This window comes from Nocardia sp. NPDC051756, assembly GCF_040681495.1.
Taxonomy (GTDB): Bacteria; Actinomycetota; Actinomycetes; order Mycobacteriales; family Mycobacteriaceae; genus Nocardia.
In genome coordinates, this window is the sequence record NZ_JBFAYV010000025.1 from 1 (window position 1) to 14,213 (window position 14,213).

The window sequence follows — 14,213 nt, forward strand, 5'->3', positions numbered from 1 at the left end:
GCCCGGTCCCATTCCGAACCCGGAAGCTAAGCCTGCCAGCGCCGATGGTACTGCACTCGACAGGGTGTGGGAGAGTAGGACACCGCCGGAACATCCTTCACGATAGGGGACCCAGATTCTGGGTCCCCTATCGTCGTTTCAGCACCTTGATCGTGCGGAAACGACACCGCTTGCGACTGCTTGCAGGTCGCTCGAAAAGATCAGTCGTGTCAGGCCCCCACCAAGACACGTGATTGAATTTGTGGGGCCCCGACCACTCTTGCGGACCTCAGAAAGGGATCACCGTGTCGGAACAGAACGACGACCGGAAGTCCTCCCCGCGCGGCGAGGGATCCGACCGCCCAGCTCAGGGCAGCGGTGGGACCACAGGCGACTCCGCCAAGAACCGCGAAAGCGGCCAGCGCGGCGGCTTCAAACGAAGCAACAATTCCGGCGACCGCAGCGGCTCCGGCCAGCGCGACACCACCGGCGACCGCAGCTCGGACAGCCGCAGCGGATTCAACCAGCGCGGCAATTCCGGCGACCGATCCGGCTCTAGCGACCGCGGCGGCTACCAGCGCCGCGAGGGCTCCGGCGAGCGCGGCGGCTACAACCGCGGCGGCGATTCGAGCTCGCGCGGCAACACAGGCGACCGCGGCGGCTTCAATCGCCGTGATGACGCCGGCACCTCAGGCAGCTCCAACCGTGGCGACTCGGACAGCCGCGGCGGTTTCAACCGCAGTGGTGGCTCCAGCGACCGCGGTGGATTTAACCGTGGCGGCGACTCGAATGAACGCGGCGGATTCAACCGCAGCGGTTCGGGCGACCGTGGCGGTTCTAACCGTGGCAGTGACTCGGGCGATCGCGGCGGCTTCAACCGCAGCGGTGGCTCCGGCGACAGCGGTGGTTTCAATCGCAGCGGCGATTCAGGAAACCGTGGCGGCTTCAATCGCGGTGGCGACTCCAGCGATCGTGGCAGCTCCAACCGTGACGGTGATCGCGGCGGGTTCAACCGCGGTGGATCCAGCGATCGCGGGGGATTCAATCGCGGTAGTGACTCGGGTGATCGTGGCGGTTTCAATCGCAGCGGTGGCTCCAGTGACCGTGGTGGTTTCAATCGTGGTGGCGACTCGGGCGGCCGGAGTGATTCCGGTGACCGCGGGGGCTTCAAGCGTGGTGGCGATTCCGGTGGTCGGAGTGATTCCGGCGATCGGGGCGGCTTCAAGCGCGGTGGAGACTCTGGCAGCCGTGGCGGTTTCGACCGCAACGATTCGCGGGGCAACGGACCTGATGATCGTCGTCGCGGTGGTGAAGGCGCCCGTGCCGGTGCCGGTGGCGATCGCTCGCAGGACCGGCGTCCGCCGCGTCCCGAAGAGCCCGACCTTCCCGATGACGTGCAGCCGGCCGACTTGGATCCCGCGGTCCGCCGCGATCTGCTGAGCCTGGACAAGTCCAACGCGGAAGCCGTAGCCCGTCACCTTGTGATGGCCGCCAAGCTGATCGAAGACGACCCGCGCCTGGCTCTGGCTCACGCCCGCGCCGCCCGGCAACGGGCCGGCCGCATCGCCGTGGTCCGCGAAACCGCAGGCGTCACCGCCTATCACGCGGGTGAATGGGCCGAGGCACTCTCCGAGCTGCGCACCGCCCGCCGCATGTCCGGCGGCTCCGGCCTGCTCGCCGTCATGGCCGACTGTGAACGCGGCCTCGGCCGCCCCGAACGCGCCATCGAACTCGGCCGCAGCGACGAGGCCCGCGCCCTCACCGGCGACGAAGCCACCGAACTGCGCATCGTCGTCGCCGGCGCCCGCATGGACCTCGGCGAATACGACCAAGCCGTAGTAACCCTGCAAACCTCCGAACTCGACCCGTCCCGCACCGGCTCCGCCGCCGCCCGCCTCTTCTACGCCTACGCCGACGCCCTCGTCGCCGCCGGCCGCACCGAAGAGGGCCTCACCTGGTTCCTCAACGCGGCCTCCGCCGACCTAGACGGCGAAACCGACGCCGAAGACCGCGCCGAAGAACTAACCGGCGGCCCCCAACCCGCCGACGACCTCGAGCTGTAACCCAGCAGGTGGCACCGTCGACCCCGACAGGCGCCGCAGCCCGCGCCAAGCGCTGCCGGACGTCGCAGCGCACGACCGGCGCGCCTAGTCGGCGAACCGACGCAGTGGGATGCACCGAGCACTCATCGGCAACGGCCGAACCGCCGACGGTCTGAAGCTGTAGCCGGCAGGACGCACCGTCGACCATGGTCGGTCATGCTGCCCCGCACCATGCACTGCCGGACTTCGCAGTACATGACCTCCGCATCGGCACATCCGGTCGGCGAACCGACGCACAAGATGCGTCGAGCACCCACCAGCACGGCCGAACAGCCGCCGGGTCTGGCGCTGTAATCTCCAGCAGCTGGCACCGTCGACCTCGGTCGGCGAGCTCGCCGCCGATACATGTGCTGCCGAACTCCGCAGCGCACGACTGCCGCGTCGGCGCATCCAGCTCGGCGAATCGGCGCAGAAGGATGCGCTGAGCAACCACCTGCAACGGCCGAGCTGCGGACTGCCTAGAGCTTGTAACTCAGCGACGGTCATTGCCGCCTCGGTCGGCAAACAAGTTACCTAGACGCGCCGCCGGACAATTCAGCGACTGACCTGATTCATTGGTGCCGACTCGGCCGACCTGGCCAGCTCCGACAGCGAATTGACATAGCAAAGCGCCGAGAAGCCCACTGGCAGTGGCCATTCCACTGATGCTCCCCGCAGCCGCAGCCGCAGCCGCAGCCGCAGCCGCAGCCGCAGCCGCAGCCGCAGCCGCAGCCGCAGCCGGCATCGTAGCCAAACTCCGGTCGGCGAACCACTCATCGCGACGTGCGCCAGCGGACCACTCATCGTCGGACCGGGTTCTTTCCTATTCGGTCGACATGTAGTTGGCTTGCCGAGGCTCGGCTTTCGGGCACGCGACTTTCGCGCCGCAGTGCGGCAGCCCGGTCTCTGATGATTGAACGGGACATGATGGCGCCCGAATCGGCGTGTCGCCGCCACCAGGTCCCCGCTCGGTGACCCGCATTGCGCTGAACGGGACGTGGGTGGGCCCATGTGATCGGCTGGGTGCTTCCTCGCTGGCGGAATCGAGCTGTCGAGCGGACGTGCTTAGCCTCGTTGCTGGGTTCGCACGCGGCCGAGCGGTACAGACGCACACCTTTTGATATCCGCACGCGTGTTATGGCGGCAAGTCGGTGTGCGGGAGGTCAGAAGGTGTGCGTCTGTTGGCTATTGGTGTGGAGCAGGTTCCGCCTCTCGTCGCCGACGACCAATCCGTGTCTGCGACAGGTGCGACTGAGTTCATGGACTGCTATCGCAGGCGCAGCCTTGGCATCCGCTCGCGTGTTGATGCGGTGAGTGTGCGTGCGGGAGATTAGTGGGTTTGTTTCTTGGCTGTTGGCGTTGAGTAGGCACCGCTTCGCCTCGGCGCAGACGATCGACTCTTGCGGCATCACGTTCGATCCGGTTCATGGCCATCCATCGCAGGCGCACACCTTCTGACAAACGCACGCGTGTTATGGCGGCAAGTCGGTGTGCGGGAGGTCAGAAGGTGTGCGGCTGTTGGTGATTGGTGGGCGATCACTGCGGCTGGCTGTCGGTTGCGTCGCGCTGATCTGTGGCTCGATCTTGGGCTTGTGCGACGCCTCACCGAGCTGCGCGGGTTGTGGGGTGTGGCGGTCGTTGCGGGTCAGTTGCATTGCGTTCGGGCTGGGGGGTCGGATGGGATTTCTACGGGGGTTGACGTGTTGGCTTTGGGAGTGGCTCGCTCAGGTCATGTGGCGCACTGTTATTGGGCACCGTCGCATGCCGGCGTTGTGTCCTCGCATACCTATCGGCGAGGCCGATCAAGCGCACAGCCATGACTACCTGGGGGAATCCGTCAAGACCCCAAAAGCGAGCTGGTCCAGTTCTTTGAAATGGGGGGTCGATCAGTGGGATTCGTTGTGCCCGTTGAACTCTTCGGTGGAATGCGCAACTAGCCTTGAGGGGACCACGTAGGGTTCTTGTGGCGCGAAATCGCCAGGGGTGTGCCGGCTTCGGTTGGTGTGCCCGGGGTCGCGATGCGGGTCAGCGATACGTCACGGGACTGTCTGATTTCAAGGAGATGCAGGATGAGTAGTGTTCGGGCCACTGTATTCGTCGGCTTGGCCGCCGCGGCGCTGACCGCGATGGGTGCCGTTTCGGCCAGCGCGGAGCCGACCAACTACGGCCAGGAGGCCAAGAAGGCCTGCGAGCAGGCGGGCCTCGAGTACACCGAAAGCATCAACCTGCCGGGTGGCGTGAGCGCGAAGGCGACCTGCCACAAGGCCGGCGAGGACGTCGTCCAGTTCGTCCCGATGCCGAGGGACACGGACTGCTCGGTCCCCGGCATCATGTCGCCGAAGTCGGGCAAGGCCGACGGCGAAGGCAACTGCGTCACCAGCTAGGTACAACCGAGCGGGACATGACCGCGGTAGATCGTGAGATACCGCACCCGTCGTGTCCCGCTCGTCGTTTCAGCACCAGCGAAACGCCAGATATCGCCCGCTGCGGGACATGTGGGCGATCGATGCCCTGCGTTTCTTGTCGCCCTCCTGGCGTAGTGTTCGGATGTCTCGGACCGGCCGAAGGCAACCGCCTCGGCGCGGTGGCGGACGTCCGGCGGATACGGAATTCGGCCCAGGGCCGATCGGTGACACGGAGAGTGGTGTGGAGCGGCTACGAGATCGCTACGAGGCCTTGCTGCTGGATCTGGACGGCACCCTGTACCGCGGGCACGCGGTGATCGAGGGCGCGCCCGCGGCGCTGGCCGACGACGGATCCGCGCAGCGGCTGATGTACGTCACGAACAACGCGAGCCGGGGCCCGGAAACGGTCGCCGCGCATCTCACCGAACTCGGCTTCCGCGCGAGCACCGATGAGGTGGTGACGAGCGCACAGGCCGCCGCTCGCCTGCTCGCCGAACGACTCGCGCCCGGCGCGGACGTGCTGATCATCGGCACCGACGACCTGGCCGCCGAGGTGACCGCGGTGGGCCTGAACCCGATCCGTCGCTTCGACGGCACCCCACCGGCCGCTGTCGTACAAGGACATTCACCGCAAACCTGCTGGGCCGATCTCGCCGAAGCGGCCTACGCCCTGCGCGCCGACGCGCTGTGGGTCGCCGCCAACACCGACAAGACCCTGCCGAACGAACGCGGCCTGGCCCCCGGCAACGGCTCGATGGTCGCCGCCTTGCGCACCGCGTCCGAACGCGAACCGATCGTCGCGGGCAAGCCCTACGCACCCCTGCTCGAAGACGCCCTCGTGCGCGCGGGAACCCGCAGCGCCCTGGTCGTCGGCGACCGCCTGGACACCGACATCGAGGGCGCGAACACCGTCGGCCTCGAATCCCTGCTGGTGCTCACCGGCGTCAGCACCCTCGACGAGCTGAAAGACGCGGCCGCCGAGTCCATCCCCACCTACGTCGCCGACTCCCTCGACGCGCTCAACTACCCGCCGATTCCCGCCGAATCGGACATTGACCCGAGCGACCTCGCCGCGGACCTGGCCGACCGGTTGCGGCGCAACCCGGGACGAGCCGTGACGGTACGCGCGTCTGGTTCGGAAATCCGATAGCGTTGACGCCACGATGACTACTCCTATGCCCCGCCCGGGACCTCCGCTGCCCGGTCAGCATCTGCCTGGCGGTCCAGGGCGTCCGGAGCCGGCCGACCCGGAGCGCATCCGCAGCGAGATCGACGGCCTGCTCACCGAACTCGCCACGCGCACCAGCTGGCCGGGCTCGCCGACCGCGGCCGAGGGCGCCGAGTCGGGCACCGACATCACCCGCCGCGCGCGCATCCTGGAACAGGCGCACGACGTGCTCGTGCAGGCACTGGCCACGGTGGACAAGATCTGAGGTGGCCAGACGCGCGCGCGTGGACGCCGAACTGGTTCGCCGCGGATTGGCGAGATCGCGGGAACACGCGGTCGAGCTGATCGGCGCCGGTCGGGTCCTGATAGCTGGAACGGTCGCGGTGAAACCCGCGACCGCCGTCGAGGCGGGCACCCCGCTGCTGGTCCGTGAGCAGCCCGACGAGGTCTCCTGGGCCTCGCGTGGTGCGCACAAACTCCTCGGCGCACTCGAAGCCTTCGAACCCGCTGGGCTGACCATCGCCGGCAAACGCTGCCTCGACGCGGGCGCGTCGACCGGCGGTTTCACCGACGTGCTGCTCTCCCGCGGCGCCCGCGAGGTGATCGCGGTGGACGTCGGTTACGGCCAGCTGATCTGGCGGTTGCAGAACGACGACCGGGTGCGCGTCGTCGATCGCACCAACGTGCGCGGCATCACCACCGAAACCATCGGCGGCACCGTCGAATTGGTTGTCGGCGACCTGTCGTTCATCTCGCTCGGCCTGGTGCTGCCCGCGCTGGCCGCCTGCACCGCGCCCGGCGGCGATCTGCTGCCGATGGTGAAACCGCAGTTCGAGGTCGGCAAGGACCGGGTGGGCACGGGCGGCGTGGTGCGGGATCCGGCGCTGCGCGCCGAGGTGGTCCGCGATGTGACCACCGCCGCCGCGGCGCTCGGCCTGCGCACCGAGGCCGTGGTGGCGAGCCCGTTGCCGGGCCCGTCGGGCAATGTCGAATACTTCGTGTGGCTGCGCAAGCACGAGCAGCCGGAAGACGACGGTGAGCGAGTCGCTGCTCTCGTCGAGCGTGCGGTCGAGGAGGGTCCACAGTGAACGCGCCGATCAGGTCGGATGGCCGGGAGATCCTGCTGGTGGCGCATCCGGGCCGGGCGGAGATCATCGAGACCGCCCATCGGGTGGCGAAGATCTTCGCGGACGCGGGCATCTGCCTGCGGGTGCTGGCCGACGAGGCGGTAGACACGCGGTTCGAGGCCGCGGCGGGCGGCTACCCGGTGCGGGTGGTCGCACACGGCCCCGACGCCGCGGTCGGCTGTGAGATGGTGCTGGTACTAGGTGGTGACGGCACGTTCCTGCGCGCCGCCGAGCTCGCCCGCCCGGCCGAGGTGCCGGTGCTGGGAATCAACCTGGGCCGCATCGGTTTTCTGACCGAAGCCGAGGCGGAGAACCTGGATGACGCGCTGGCCCACGTGGTGCGCGGCGACTACCGCATCGAACAGCGGATGACCATCGACTTCACCGTCCGGGTTGACGACGAGATCGTGCGGACCGGCTGGGCGCTGAACGAGGGCAGCATCGAAAACGCCTCGCGCACCGGCGTGTTGGAGCTGGTGCTGGAGGTGGACGGGCGGCCGGTGTCGTCGTTCGGCTGTGACGGCATCCTGATCTCCACCCCGACCGGTTCGACCGCATACGCGTTTTCCGCGGGCGGCCCGGTGGTGTGGCCGGAACTCGAAGCGCTGCTGGTAGTTCCGAGCAACGCGCACGCGCTGTTCGCGCGGCCGCTGGTGACCAGCCCGGCCTCGCGGATCGCGGTGGAATGCGTGGCCACTGGACACGATGCGATAGTTTTCCTGGATGGCAGGCGCAGCATCGAGCTACCGCGCGGCGGTCGCCTGGAGGCCGTTCGCGGCGCACAACCGGTGCGCTGGGTGCGGCTGGATTCCGCGCCGTTCGCGGACCGGATGGTGCGCAAGTTCCAATTGCCCGTGACAGGCTGGCGTGGCCGACGGCGAACGGAGAGCACAAGTGCTGACAGAGATCAGGATTGATGGTCTTGGCGTTATTTCAACGGCCACGGCGCAATTCCACGAGGGTCTCACGGTTCTCACGGGTGAGACCGGTGCGGGCAAGACCATGGTGGTCACCAGCCTGCACCTGCTGAGTGGTGCGCGGGCCGATCCGGGCCGGGTGCGGCTCGGTGCTGCCCGCGCGGTGGTGGAGGGCCGGTTCACCGTCGACGACGTGAACGACGCCGCCCGCGCCGAGGTGGCGCAGGTGCTGGAATCGGCTGCGGCCGAACAGGATGACGACGGCAGCATCATCGCCATCCGCACCGTCGGCAGCGACGGCCGTTCCCGCGCGCATCTCGGCGGTCGCGGCGTACCCGCCTCGGTCCTGGCCGATTTCACCGCGTCGCTGCTGACCGTGCACGGCCAGAACGACCAGCTGCGCTTGCAGCGCCCCGAACAGCAACTCGCCGCTCTCGACCAGTTCGCCGCCGAGACCGTCGGTCCGCTGCTGCGCAAATACGGTGTGCAGCGCCGTTCTTGGCTGGACGCGCGCACCGAACTGCTCGAACGGACCGCGCGCAGTAGGGAATTGGCGCAGGAGGCGGACCGGCTTCAGCATTCGCTGACCGAAATCGACGCCATCGCACCGGAACCCGGCGAGGACGTGCGCATCGTCGACGAGGTGCGCAGGCTCAGCGATCTCGATTCGCTGCGCGAGGGCGCGACCACCGCGCACGACGCGCTCGCCGGTCCGGTCGATTCGCCCGAAGAGGGTTCCGGCGCACTGGAATTGCTCGGCACCGCGCTCGCCCGCATCGACTCGGCCGAGGACCCCGCGCTCGCCGCGCTCGGACCCCGGCTCGGCGAGGCGATCGCGGTGGTGGTCGACCTGACCACCGAACTCAGCGGCTACCTGTCGGACCTGCCGTCGGATCCCGGCGCGCTCGACTCGCTGCTCACCCGTCAGGCCGAGCTCAAGTCGTTGACCCGCAAGTACGCGCCCGACATCGACGGCGTGATCGCCTGGGCCGACGACGCTCGCACCAAGCTCGGCTCGCTCGATGTGTCCGAGGAGACCCTGGCCGCGTTGGCGGCCGAGGTCGATATCGCGGCCGAGCGGGTCCGGGAGGCGGCGCGCAAGCTGAGTGCGGCGCGCAAGAAGGCGGCCGGCAAGCTCGGCTCCGCGGTGAGCGCCGAATTGGGCGGCCTGGCCATGGGAAAGGCCCGGCTCGAGGTCGAGGTCCGGCCGATGCCCGCGAGCCCGCAGGACTCCGCGCCGCTGACCGTCGACGGAAGAGAAGTGCACGCCGGGTCGTCCGGCATCGACGAGGTGGAGTTCCGGTTGTCCGCGCACTCCGGTGCGCAGTCGCTGCCGTTGAGCAAGAGCGCGTCCGGCGGTGAGCTGTCCCGGGTGATGCTCGCGCTCGAAGTCGTGCTGGCCAGTTCCGATCACGGCGCGACCATGGTGTTCGACGAGGTCGACGCCGGCGTCGGCGGCCGCGCGGCGGTGGAGATCGGTCGCAGGCTGGCTCGGCTCGCCCGCACCCACCAGGTCATCGTGGTCACCCACCTGCCCCAGGTCGCCGCGTTCGCCGACACCCACCTGGTGGTGGACAAGTCCGACGACGGCAAGGGCAAGGTGAACAGCGGCGTGCACGCCCTGACCAAGGATGAGCGCGTCATCGAATTGGCCCGCATGCTGGCCGGTCTGGACGACACCGAAACCGGCCGGGCGCACGCGGAGGAACTCCTGGAACTCGCCCGCACGGAGAAGTCCGGCGCGACCGTCTAGCCGACAGCCGCACACCTTCTGACATCCGCACGCGTGTCAGCGCGGCGAGTCCGTGTGCGGGAAGTCAGGAGGTGTGCGGCTGTTGTGACGCGCACGGCTCACTGCTGCCGCCGCAATAGGTGGGCTTGCTGGAGCCTCGCGCGGCGCGACTGTTCAGCGCTCGCAGCCGCACACCTTGTGATATCCGCACGCGTGTCAGCGCGGCAAGTCTGTGTGCGGGAAATCAGAAGGTGTGCGGCTGGTATGGCGAACTAGCGCACGGCCTTCTGCGCGGCCTTGATGAACTGGGTGATCAGGTTCTTCAACCCGAACTCCAGCACCTTGGCGGGCACGGGCAGGCTCGGCTCGGACTCCATCGTGTAGGAGACCAGCGTGCCGTTGTCCGCGTCGGTGAAGGTCACCACGCCGACGTGCCGCTTCACCGGGGCACCCTTGACGATCTTGTATTCCATCCGCTCACCGGGCACCAGCTTGGTGATCTCCTCGGTGACGCCGACCGGGCCGACGCCGAGCAGGTGCTGCGCGCCGACCCCTTCGCGCTCGGTCAGCCCCGGCTTGGTCAGCTTGACCTTGATCGGGAGGTACGGGCTGATGCTCTCGCGGTCGGCGAAGAGCCGATACACCACATCACGCGGGGCGGCGATGACGGCGTCGACAGTCGTGCTGGCCATGGGGTCTCCTCTTCGAGTTACCTGTGACGGGCAGCATATAGGTATTACCTTGGAGACCCGTGCGCCGATGTAACCGGTGTCACAGACAGTTCGCTCGAGGCATCGAAGGCAAGTGCCGTCAGTCGCGTTCCTGGCCGAGGCTGATGCCGCGGGTGGCGAGCCAGGGGAGCGGGTCGATGCGGTTGGTGCCGTTGAGCCAGACCTCGAAGTGGCAGTGCGGTCCGGTGGTTTCGCCGCGGTTGCCGACGGTGGCGATCTCGTCGCCGGCCATTACGCGCTGGCCGATGCTGACCAGCGAGGTGTTGATGTGGCCGTACACCGTGACCGTGCCATCGTCACCGAGCAGTCGCACCCACATGCCGAATCCGGCGGCCGGCCCCGAACTGATCACGGTGCCGTCTTCGACCGCGACGATCGGGGTACCGATGGGTGCGGCGATGTCCACGCCCGGATGCAGTGCGCCCCAGCGCATTCCGTAGCCCGAGGTGAAGGTGCCGGTGGTGAACTTCATGAACAGCGGGCGCAGCTTCGCTTCCGCCTCGGCCGTCATCTCCTCGGCGACCTTGCTGCCGTTGTTCAGGATGTCGCTGAATTGACCGAGGTCGGCGGGTCCCTCGTCGAGCAGCCCGGGCTCGGTGGCGGCCGGCGTCGCGTCCAGCGACTGCGGCTGGCCGAGCGCCATCGGCGCCACGGTCTCCACCGGCGCCTTGTCGGTCGTGGTCATCAAGTTCTGCCCGGCGGCGACGAGCGCACCGGCGGCAACCGCGACGATCGCCGCGCGACCCTTCAACGAGGCGGGCGGCGGGGGCATGCGGTGCTTGCCACCGCGGCGCTTGGGTTGCACCGGACGATCCGCGACCGTCGATCGCTGCGGGGCTGCCGGCGGCCACGGATCAGCCGACTGCGACCACTGATCGTCGGCCGCCAACTGATCCTCGGACGACCACGAATCGTCTGGCGCCGCAGGCTGATCGGCCGGCGGCCAGGAATTGTCAGGCAGTGCTGTTCGATCGGCCGACGAACTGCGCCGCTTCGGTGGTTGAGTGGCGGACGGCCACGAACTGCCGGATCGTCCGCGCTGGTCCGTGGACGGCCACCGATCGCTCGGCCGGTCCACCGACGACGGCCGCCGATCCGGCTCGGACCGCTGATCCCTCGTCCGCTGATCCTCCACCGACGGCCACTGATCGGCCGGTCGCGCCCACTGATCACCCGCAGCCCACGATTCCTCGGCCGCCCACTGTTCCTCCGCCGGCCACGACTCATCCAACGACGCCCACGAGTCGACCCGCTCCGCGTGATAGCCATAACGTTGCTGACTATTGCCCGAATTGCGCAGATCCGCACCAAACCGTCGATCGGCGTCGGCCACCCGATACCGGCTCATCGAATAGACCGCATTTGTCGGCATTGTCCAGAACCTGGCGATATCGGAGAAATGTCTGGTCTTCGGCGCAAAAGCCTGGTCTCCCTGGCTATTTCGAGGCACATCACGCAGTCGTCCTTCGTCACGTCACGTCGAGATCTCGTCGGGGCTGGTCGACGGTAACGAAACGATAGCGGTACTGCTCGTTAGACGCGCGAAGTAAACCCTGACATGTGATCGGCGCCACATCGTGTCGCACTGCAACGAGTTCTTCCGCGTGTCGTAAGTCGTGTCACTGTTATCACAGTGACGTATGTGGTAGGTGGTACGGCGCGCCTCCACCAACGGTTGAGGGTTTGGGGGCAGCATCGGGGCCATGAAGATGCTGGCGTTGTTGTCGAGGAACACCGAAACGCTGCCCGGCCTCTCCGGGATAGCCCGGGTGGATCGCAACACCCGGCGTCTGCTGAAGCGGGTGGGACCAGGGGATGTCGTCGTGCTCGACGAGATGGACCTGGACCGGCTCACCGCGGACCGGCTGGTCGAGGCGGGGGTGGTCGCGGTGATCAACACCTCGCCGTCGATCTCCGGCCGCTATCCCAACCTGGGCCCGGAAGTGCTGGTGGCGAACAATATTCTGCTGCTGGACACGGTGAGCTCGGACGCGTTCAGCAAGATCAAGGACGGCATCAAGGTCCGCATCGACGAGGGCGTCGTCTACGCCGACAGGGTGATCAAGAAGGAACCCGAGGTCCTGGTCAAGGGCATCGAGCTGACCGATTCCGACATCGCCGAGCGGATGATCGAGGCGCGCAACGGCCTTGCCGATCATCTGGAGGCGTTCGCCGGCAACACCATCGAGTTCATCCGCACCGAGAGCGCGCTGCTGATCGACGGCATCGGCGTGCCGGAGCTGGAACTGTCGATGAAGCATCGGCACGTGATCGTGGTCGCCGACGGCCCGGACCACGCCGAGGACCTCAAGCGGCTCAAGCCGTTCATCAAGGAGTATGTGCCGATCATGGTCGGCGTCGGCCGCGGCGCGGACACCCTGATGAAGCAGGGCTACCGCCCCGACCTGATCGTCGGCGACCCGGACGAGATCACCTCCGCCACCCTGAAATGCGGCGCCGAGGTGATCCTGCCCGCCGACACCGACGGCCACGCGAAGGGCCTGGAACGCATCCAGGATCTCGGCATCGGCGCGACCACCTTCCCGTCCACCGGCGCGCCCGCCGACCTGGCGCTGCTGCTGGCCCATCACCATGGCGCGTCGCTGATCGTCACCGCGGGCGCGGCCGCCACCCTGGACGACTTCTTCGACCGCAGCCGCCGCGAGAGCAACCCGGCGACCTTCCTCACCAGGCTCAAGCTCGGCACCAAGCTGATGGACGCGAAGGCCGTGGCCACGCTGTACCGGAATCGGGTGTCCGGCATCGGCATCGCGCTGGTGGTGCTGGCCGCGCTGATCGCGGTGATCGTGGTGCTGCTCGCCTCCAATACCGGCACCGACGCCCTCGCCTGGGCCACCGATACCTGGGACCGGTTCGCCTTGTGGGCGCAGGGTCTGGTCGGCGCCGGCGACAAATGACCAAGGGAGAACGATGATCTCGTTACGCCAGCACGCCGTCTCGATCGTGGCGATCTTCCTGGCCCTCGCCATCGGCGTGGTGCTCGGCTCGCAGACGCTGGCCGCGGATCTGCTGTCGGGATTGCGTGCGGACAAGTCGGATCTGCGTCAGCAGGTCGACACCGTCTCCGACCAGAACCGCAGGCTCACCGATCAGCTGAACTCGGCCGACCGGTTCATCGCCGGCTCGGCGGGCCGCATCCTCGGCGGCACCCTGACCGATCGCACCGTCGCGGTGTTCACCACCCCGGACGCCGATCCCGCCGACATCGAGGGCGTCACCAAGTCGCTGGAGACCTCGGGCGCCGCCATCACCGGCCGGATCTCGCTCACCGACGCGTTCGTCGACGCCACCGAGGGCGACCGGCTGCGCACCACCCTCACCAACGTCATCCCCGCCGGCAGCCAATTGCGCACCGGCGCAGTCGATCAGGGCAGCCTGGCCGGCGACCTGCTCGGCACCGTGATGCTGCTCGATCCGGCCAACGGGCAAACCCGCGGCACCCCACAGGAACTCGGCCTCGTGCTGGAGACCCTGCGCGGCGGCGGCTTCCTCGCCTACGGCGACACCCAGGTGCGTCCGGCCCAGTCCGCGGTCGTGATCACCGGCAACGGCGCGAAGTCCGCCGAGAACAGCCAGGGCGCGAACATCGCCCGCTTCGCCGGCGCGCTGCGCGGCCGCGGCGCGGGTGTTGTGCTCGCCGGACGTTCCGGCGCGGCGGAGAACCCCGGACCGCTGGCCGTCGTCCGCTCCGACGGCCCGCTCGCCACCTCGGTCAGCACCGTCGACAACCTGGACCGGGAAATCGGCCGCGTCACCACCGTGCTCGCCCTGAGCGAGCAGCTCAACGGCGGCACCGGCCGATACGGCACCGGCGAGAAGGCGACCTCGCTCACATTGGCCGCTGCGCCGCGATAAAGCACTTCCACCTGAAGAGCTGCCGGACATATCTCCCCTGACCACCACCCGCGAGTTCGGCGAGCGCCGCCCGCGGCCCGTCTCGCGTCCGAGTGGCCGAAGCGGGGTGTCCTTCTCCTTGCGGGTCACCTTGAAGTGCTCGTAACCACCCTTGAACGGGACTTTCAGTTCGATCCCCGGCGGGGTGATGGGAACGA

Annotated in this window: 9 protein-coding genes, 1 rRNA gene and 2 pseudogenes; 10 read left to right on the top strand and 2 right to left on the bottom strand. The window is 68.1% G+C overall.

Going from position 1 to position 14,213, the window contains the following annotated elements; genetic code table 11:
• From rrf to recN, 8 genes and pseudogenes are all read left to right on the top strand, one after another.
• Positions 1 to 91 (top strand): 5S ribosomal RNA (gene rrf, locus AB0M22_RS45235); the annotation flags it as partial.
• 1,003 nt (positions 92 to 1,094) lie between these two features.
• Positions 1,095 to 2,042: pseudogene (locus AB0M22_RS45240) on the top strand (hypothetical protein); the annotation flags it as partial.
• A gap of 2,087 nt (positions 2,043 to 4,129) precedes the next feature.
• Positions 4,130 to 4,444 carry a hypothetical protein gene (locus tag AB0M22_RS45245; RefSeq protein WP_364740134.1) on the top strand — a complete coding sequence of 105 codons (315 nt, stop codon included), beginning with the start codon at positions 4,130 to 4,132 and terminating at the stop codon, positions 4,442 to 4,444.
• A gap of 262 nt (positions 4,445 to 4,706) precedes the next feature.
• Positions 4,707 to 5,615, top strand: a complete 909-nt coding sequence (locus AB0M22_RS45250; RefSeq protein ID WP_364740137.1) for an HAD-IIA family hydrolase — start codon at positions 4,707 to 4,709, stop codon at positions 5,613 to 5,615.
• A 13-nt stretch (positions 5,616 to 5,628) separates the two neighbouring features.
• Positions 5,629 to 5,898 carry a hypothetical protein gene (locus tag AB0M22_RS45255; protein ID WP_364740140.1) on the top strand — a complete coding sequence of 90 codons (270 nt, stop codon included), beginning with the start codon at positions 5,629 to 5,631 and terminating at the stop codon, positions 5,896 to 5,898.
• 1 nt (position 5,899) lies between these two features.
• Positions 5,900 to 6,721: a TlyA family RNA methyltransferase gene (locus AB0M22_RS45260; protein WP_364740142.1), complete on the top strand. Its 822-nt coding sequence runs from the start codon at positions 5,900 to 5,902 to the stop codon at positions 6,719 to 6,721.
• A complete protein-coding gene (locus AB0M22_RS45265; protein WP_364740145.1) occupies positions 6,718 to 7,677 on the top strand; it encodes an NAD kinase in 960 nt (319 codons plus the stop codon). The genes AB0M22_RS45260 and AB0M22_RS45265 overlap by 4 nt, the downstream gene beginning before the upstream one ends.
• Positions 7,655 to 9,430 carry a DNA repair protein RecN gene (gene recN, locus AB0M22_RS45270; protein WP_364740147.1) on the top strand — a complete coding sequence of 592 codons (1,776 nt, stop codon included), beginning with the start codon at positions 7,655 to 7,657 and terminating at the stop codon, positions 9,428 to 9,430. Before AB0M22_RS45265 ends, recN begins: the two co-directional genes overlap by 23 nt.
• Positions 9,431 to 9,681: 251 nt before the next feature.
• Here the strand turns inward: recN and AB0M22_RS45275 are convergent, their stop codons facing one another.
• Positions 9,682 to 10,101: an SRPBCC family protein gene (locus AB0M22_RS45275; protein WP_364740150.1), complete on the bottom strand. Its 420-nt coding sequence runs from the start codon at positions 10,099 to 10,101 to the stop codon at positions 9,682 to 9,684.
• 118 nt (positions 10,102 to 10,219) lie between these two features.
• Positions 10,220 to 10,939: pseudogene (locus AB0M22_RS45280) on the bottom strand (M23 family metallopeptidase); the annotation flags it as partial.
• A 904-nt stretch (positions 10,940 to 11,843) separates the two neighbouring features.
• Here AB0M22_RS45280 and steA point away from each other — a divergent pair.
• Both steA and AB0M22_RS45290 read left to right on the top strand, forming a co-directional pair.
• Positions 11,844 to 13,058, top strand: coding sequence for a putative cytokinetic ring protein SteA (gene steA / locus AB0M22_RS45285; protein ID WP_364740153.1), 1,215 nt, complete (start codon positions 11,844 to 11,846; stop codon positions 13,056 to 13,058).
• 13 nt (positions 13,059 to 13,071) lie between these two features.
• Entirely contained in the window at positions 13,072 to 14,016 is a 945-nt protein-coding gene (locus AB0M22_RS45290) for a copper transporter (protein ID WP_364740155.1), read from the top strand.
• Positions 14,017 to 14,213 lie beyond the last annotated feature (197 nt).

Excerpts from the sequence above, each read along its gene's own strand:
- AB0M22_RS45245 (WP_364740134.1), top strand. The coding sequence starts at position 4,130 with ATGAGTAGTGTTCGGGCCACTGTATTCGTCGGCTTGGCCGCCGCGGCG.
- AB0M22_RS45255 (WP_364740140.1), top strand. The coding sequence starts at position 5,629 with ATGACTACTCCTATGCCCCGCCCGGGACCTCCGCTGCCCGGTCAGCAT.
- AB0M22_RS45275 (WP_364740150.1), bottom strand. The coding sequence starts at position 10,101 with ATGGCCAGCACGACTGTCGACGCCGTCATCGCCGCCCCGCGTGATGTG.
- steA (WP_364740153.1), top strand. The coding sequence starts at position 11,844 with ATGAAGATGCTGGCGTTGTTGTCGAGGAACACCGAAACGCTGCCCGGC.
- AB0M22_RS45290 (WP_364740155.1), top strand. The coding sequence starts at position 13,072 with ATGATCTCGTTACGCCAGCACGCCGTCTCGATCGTGGCGATCTTCCTG.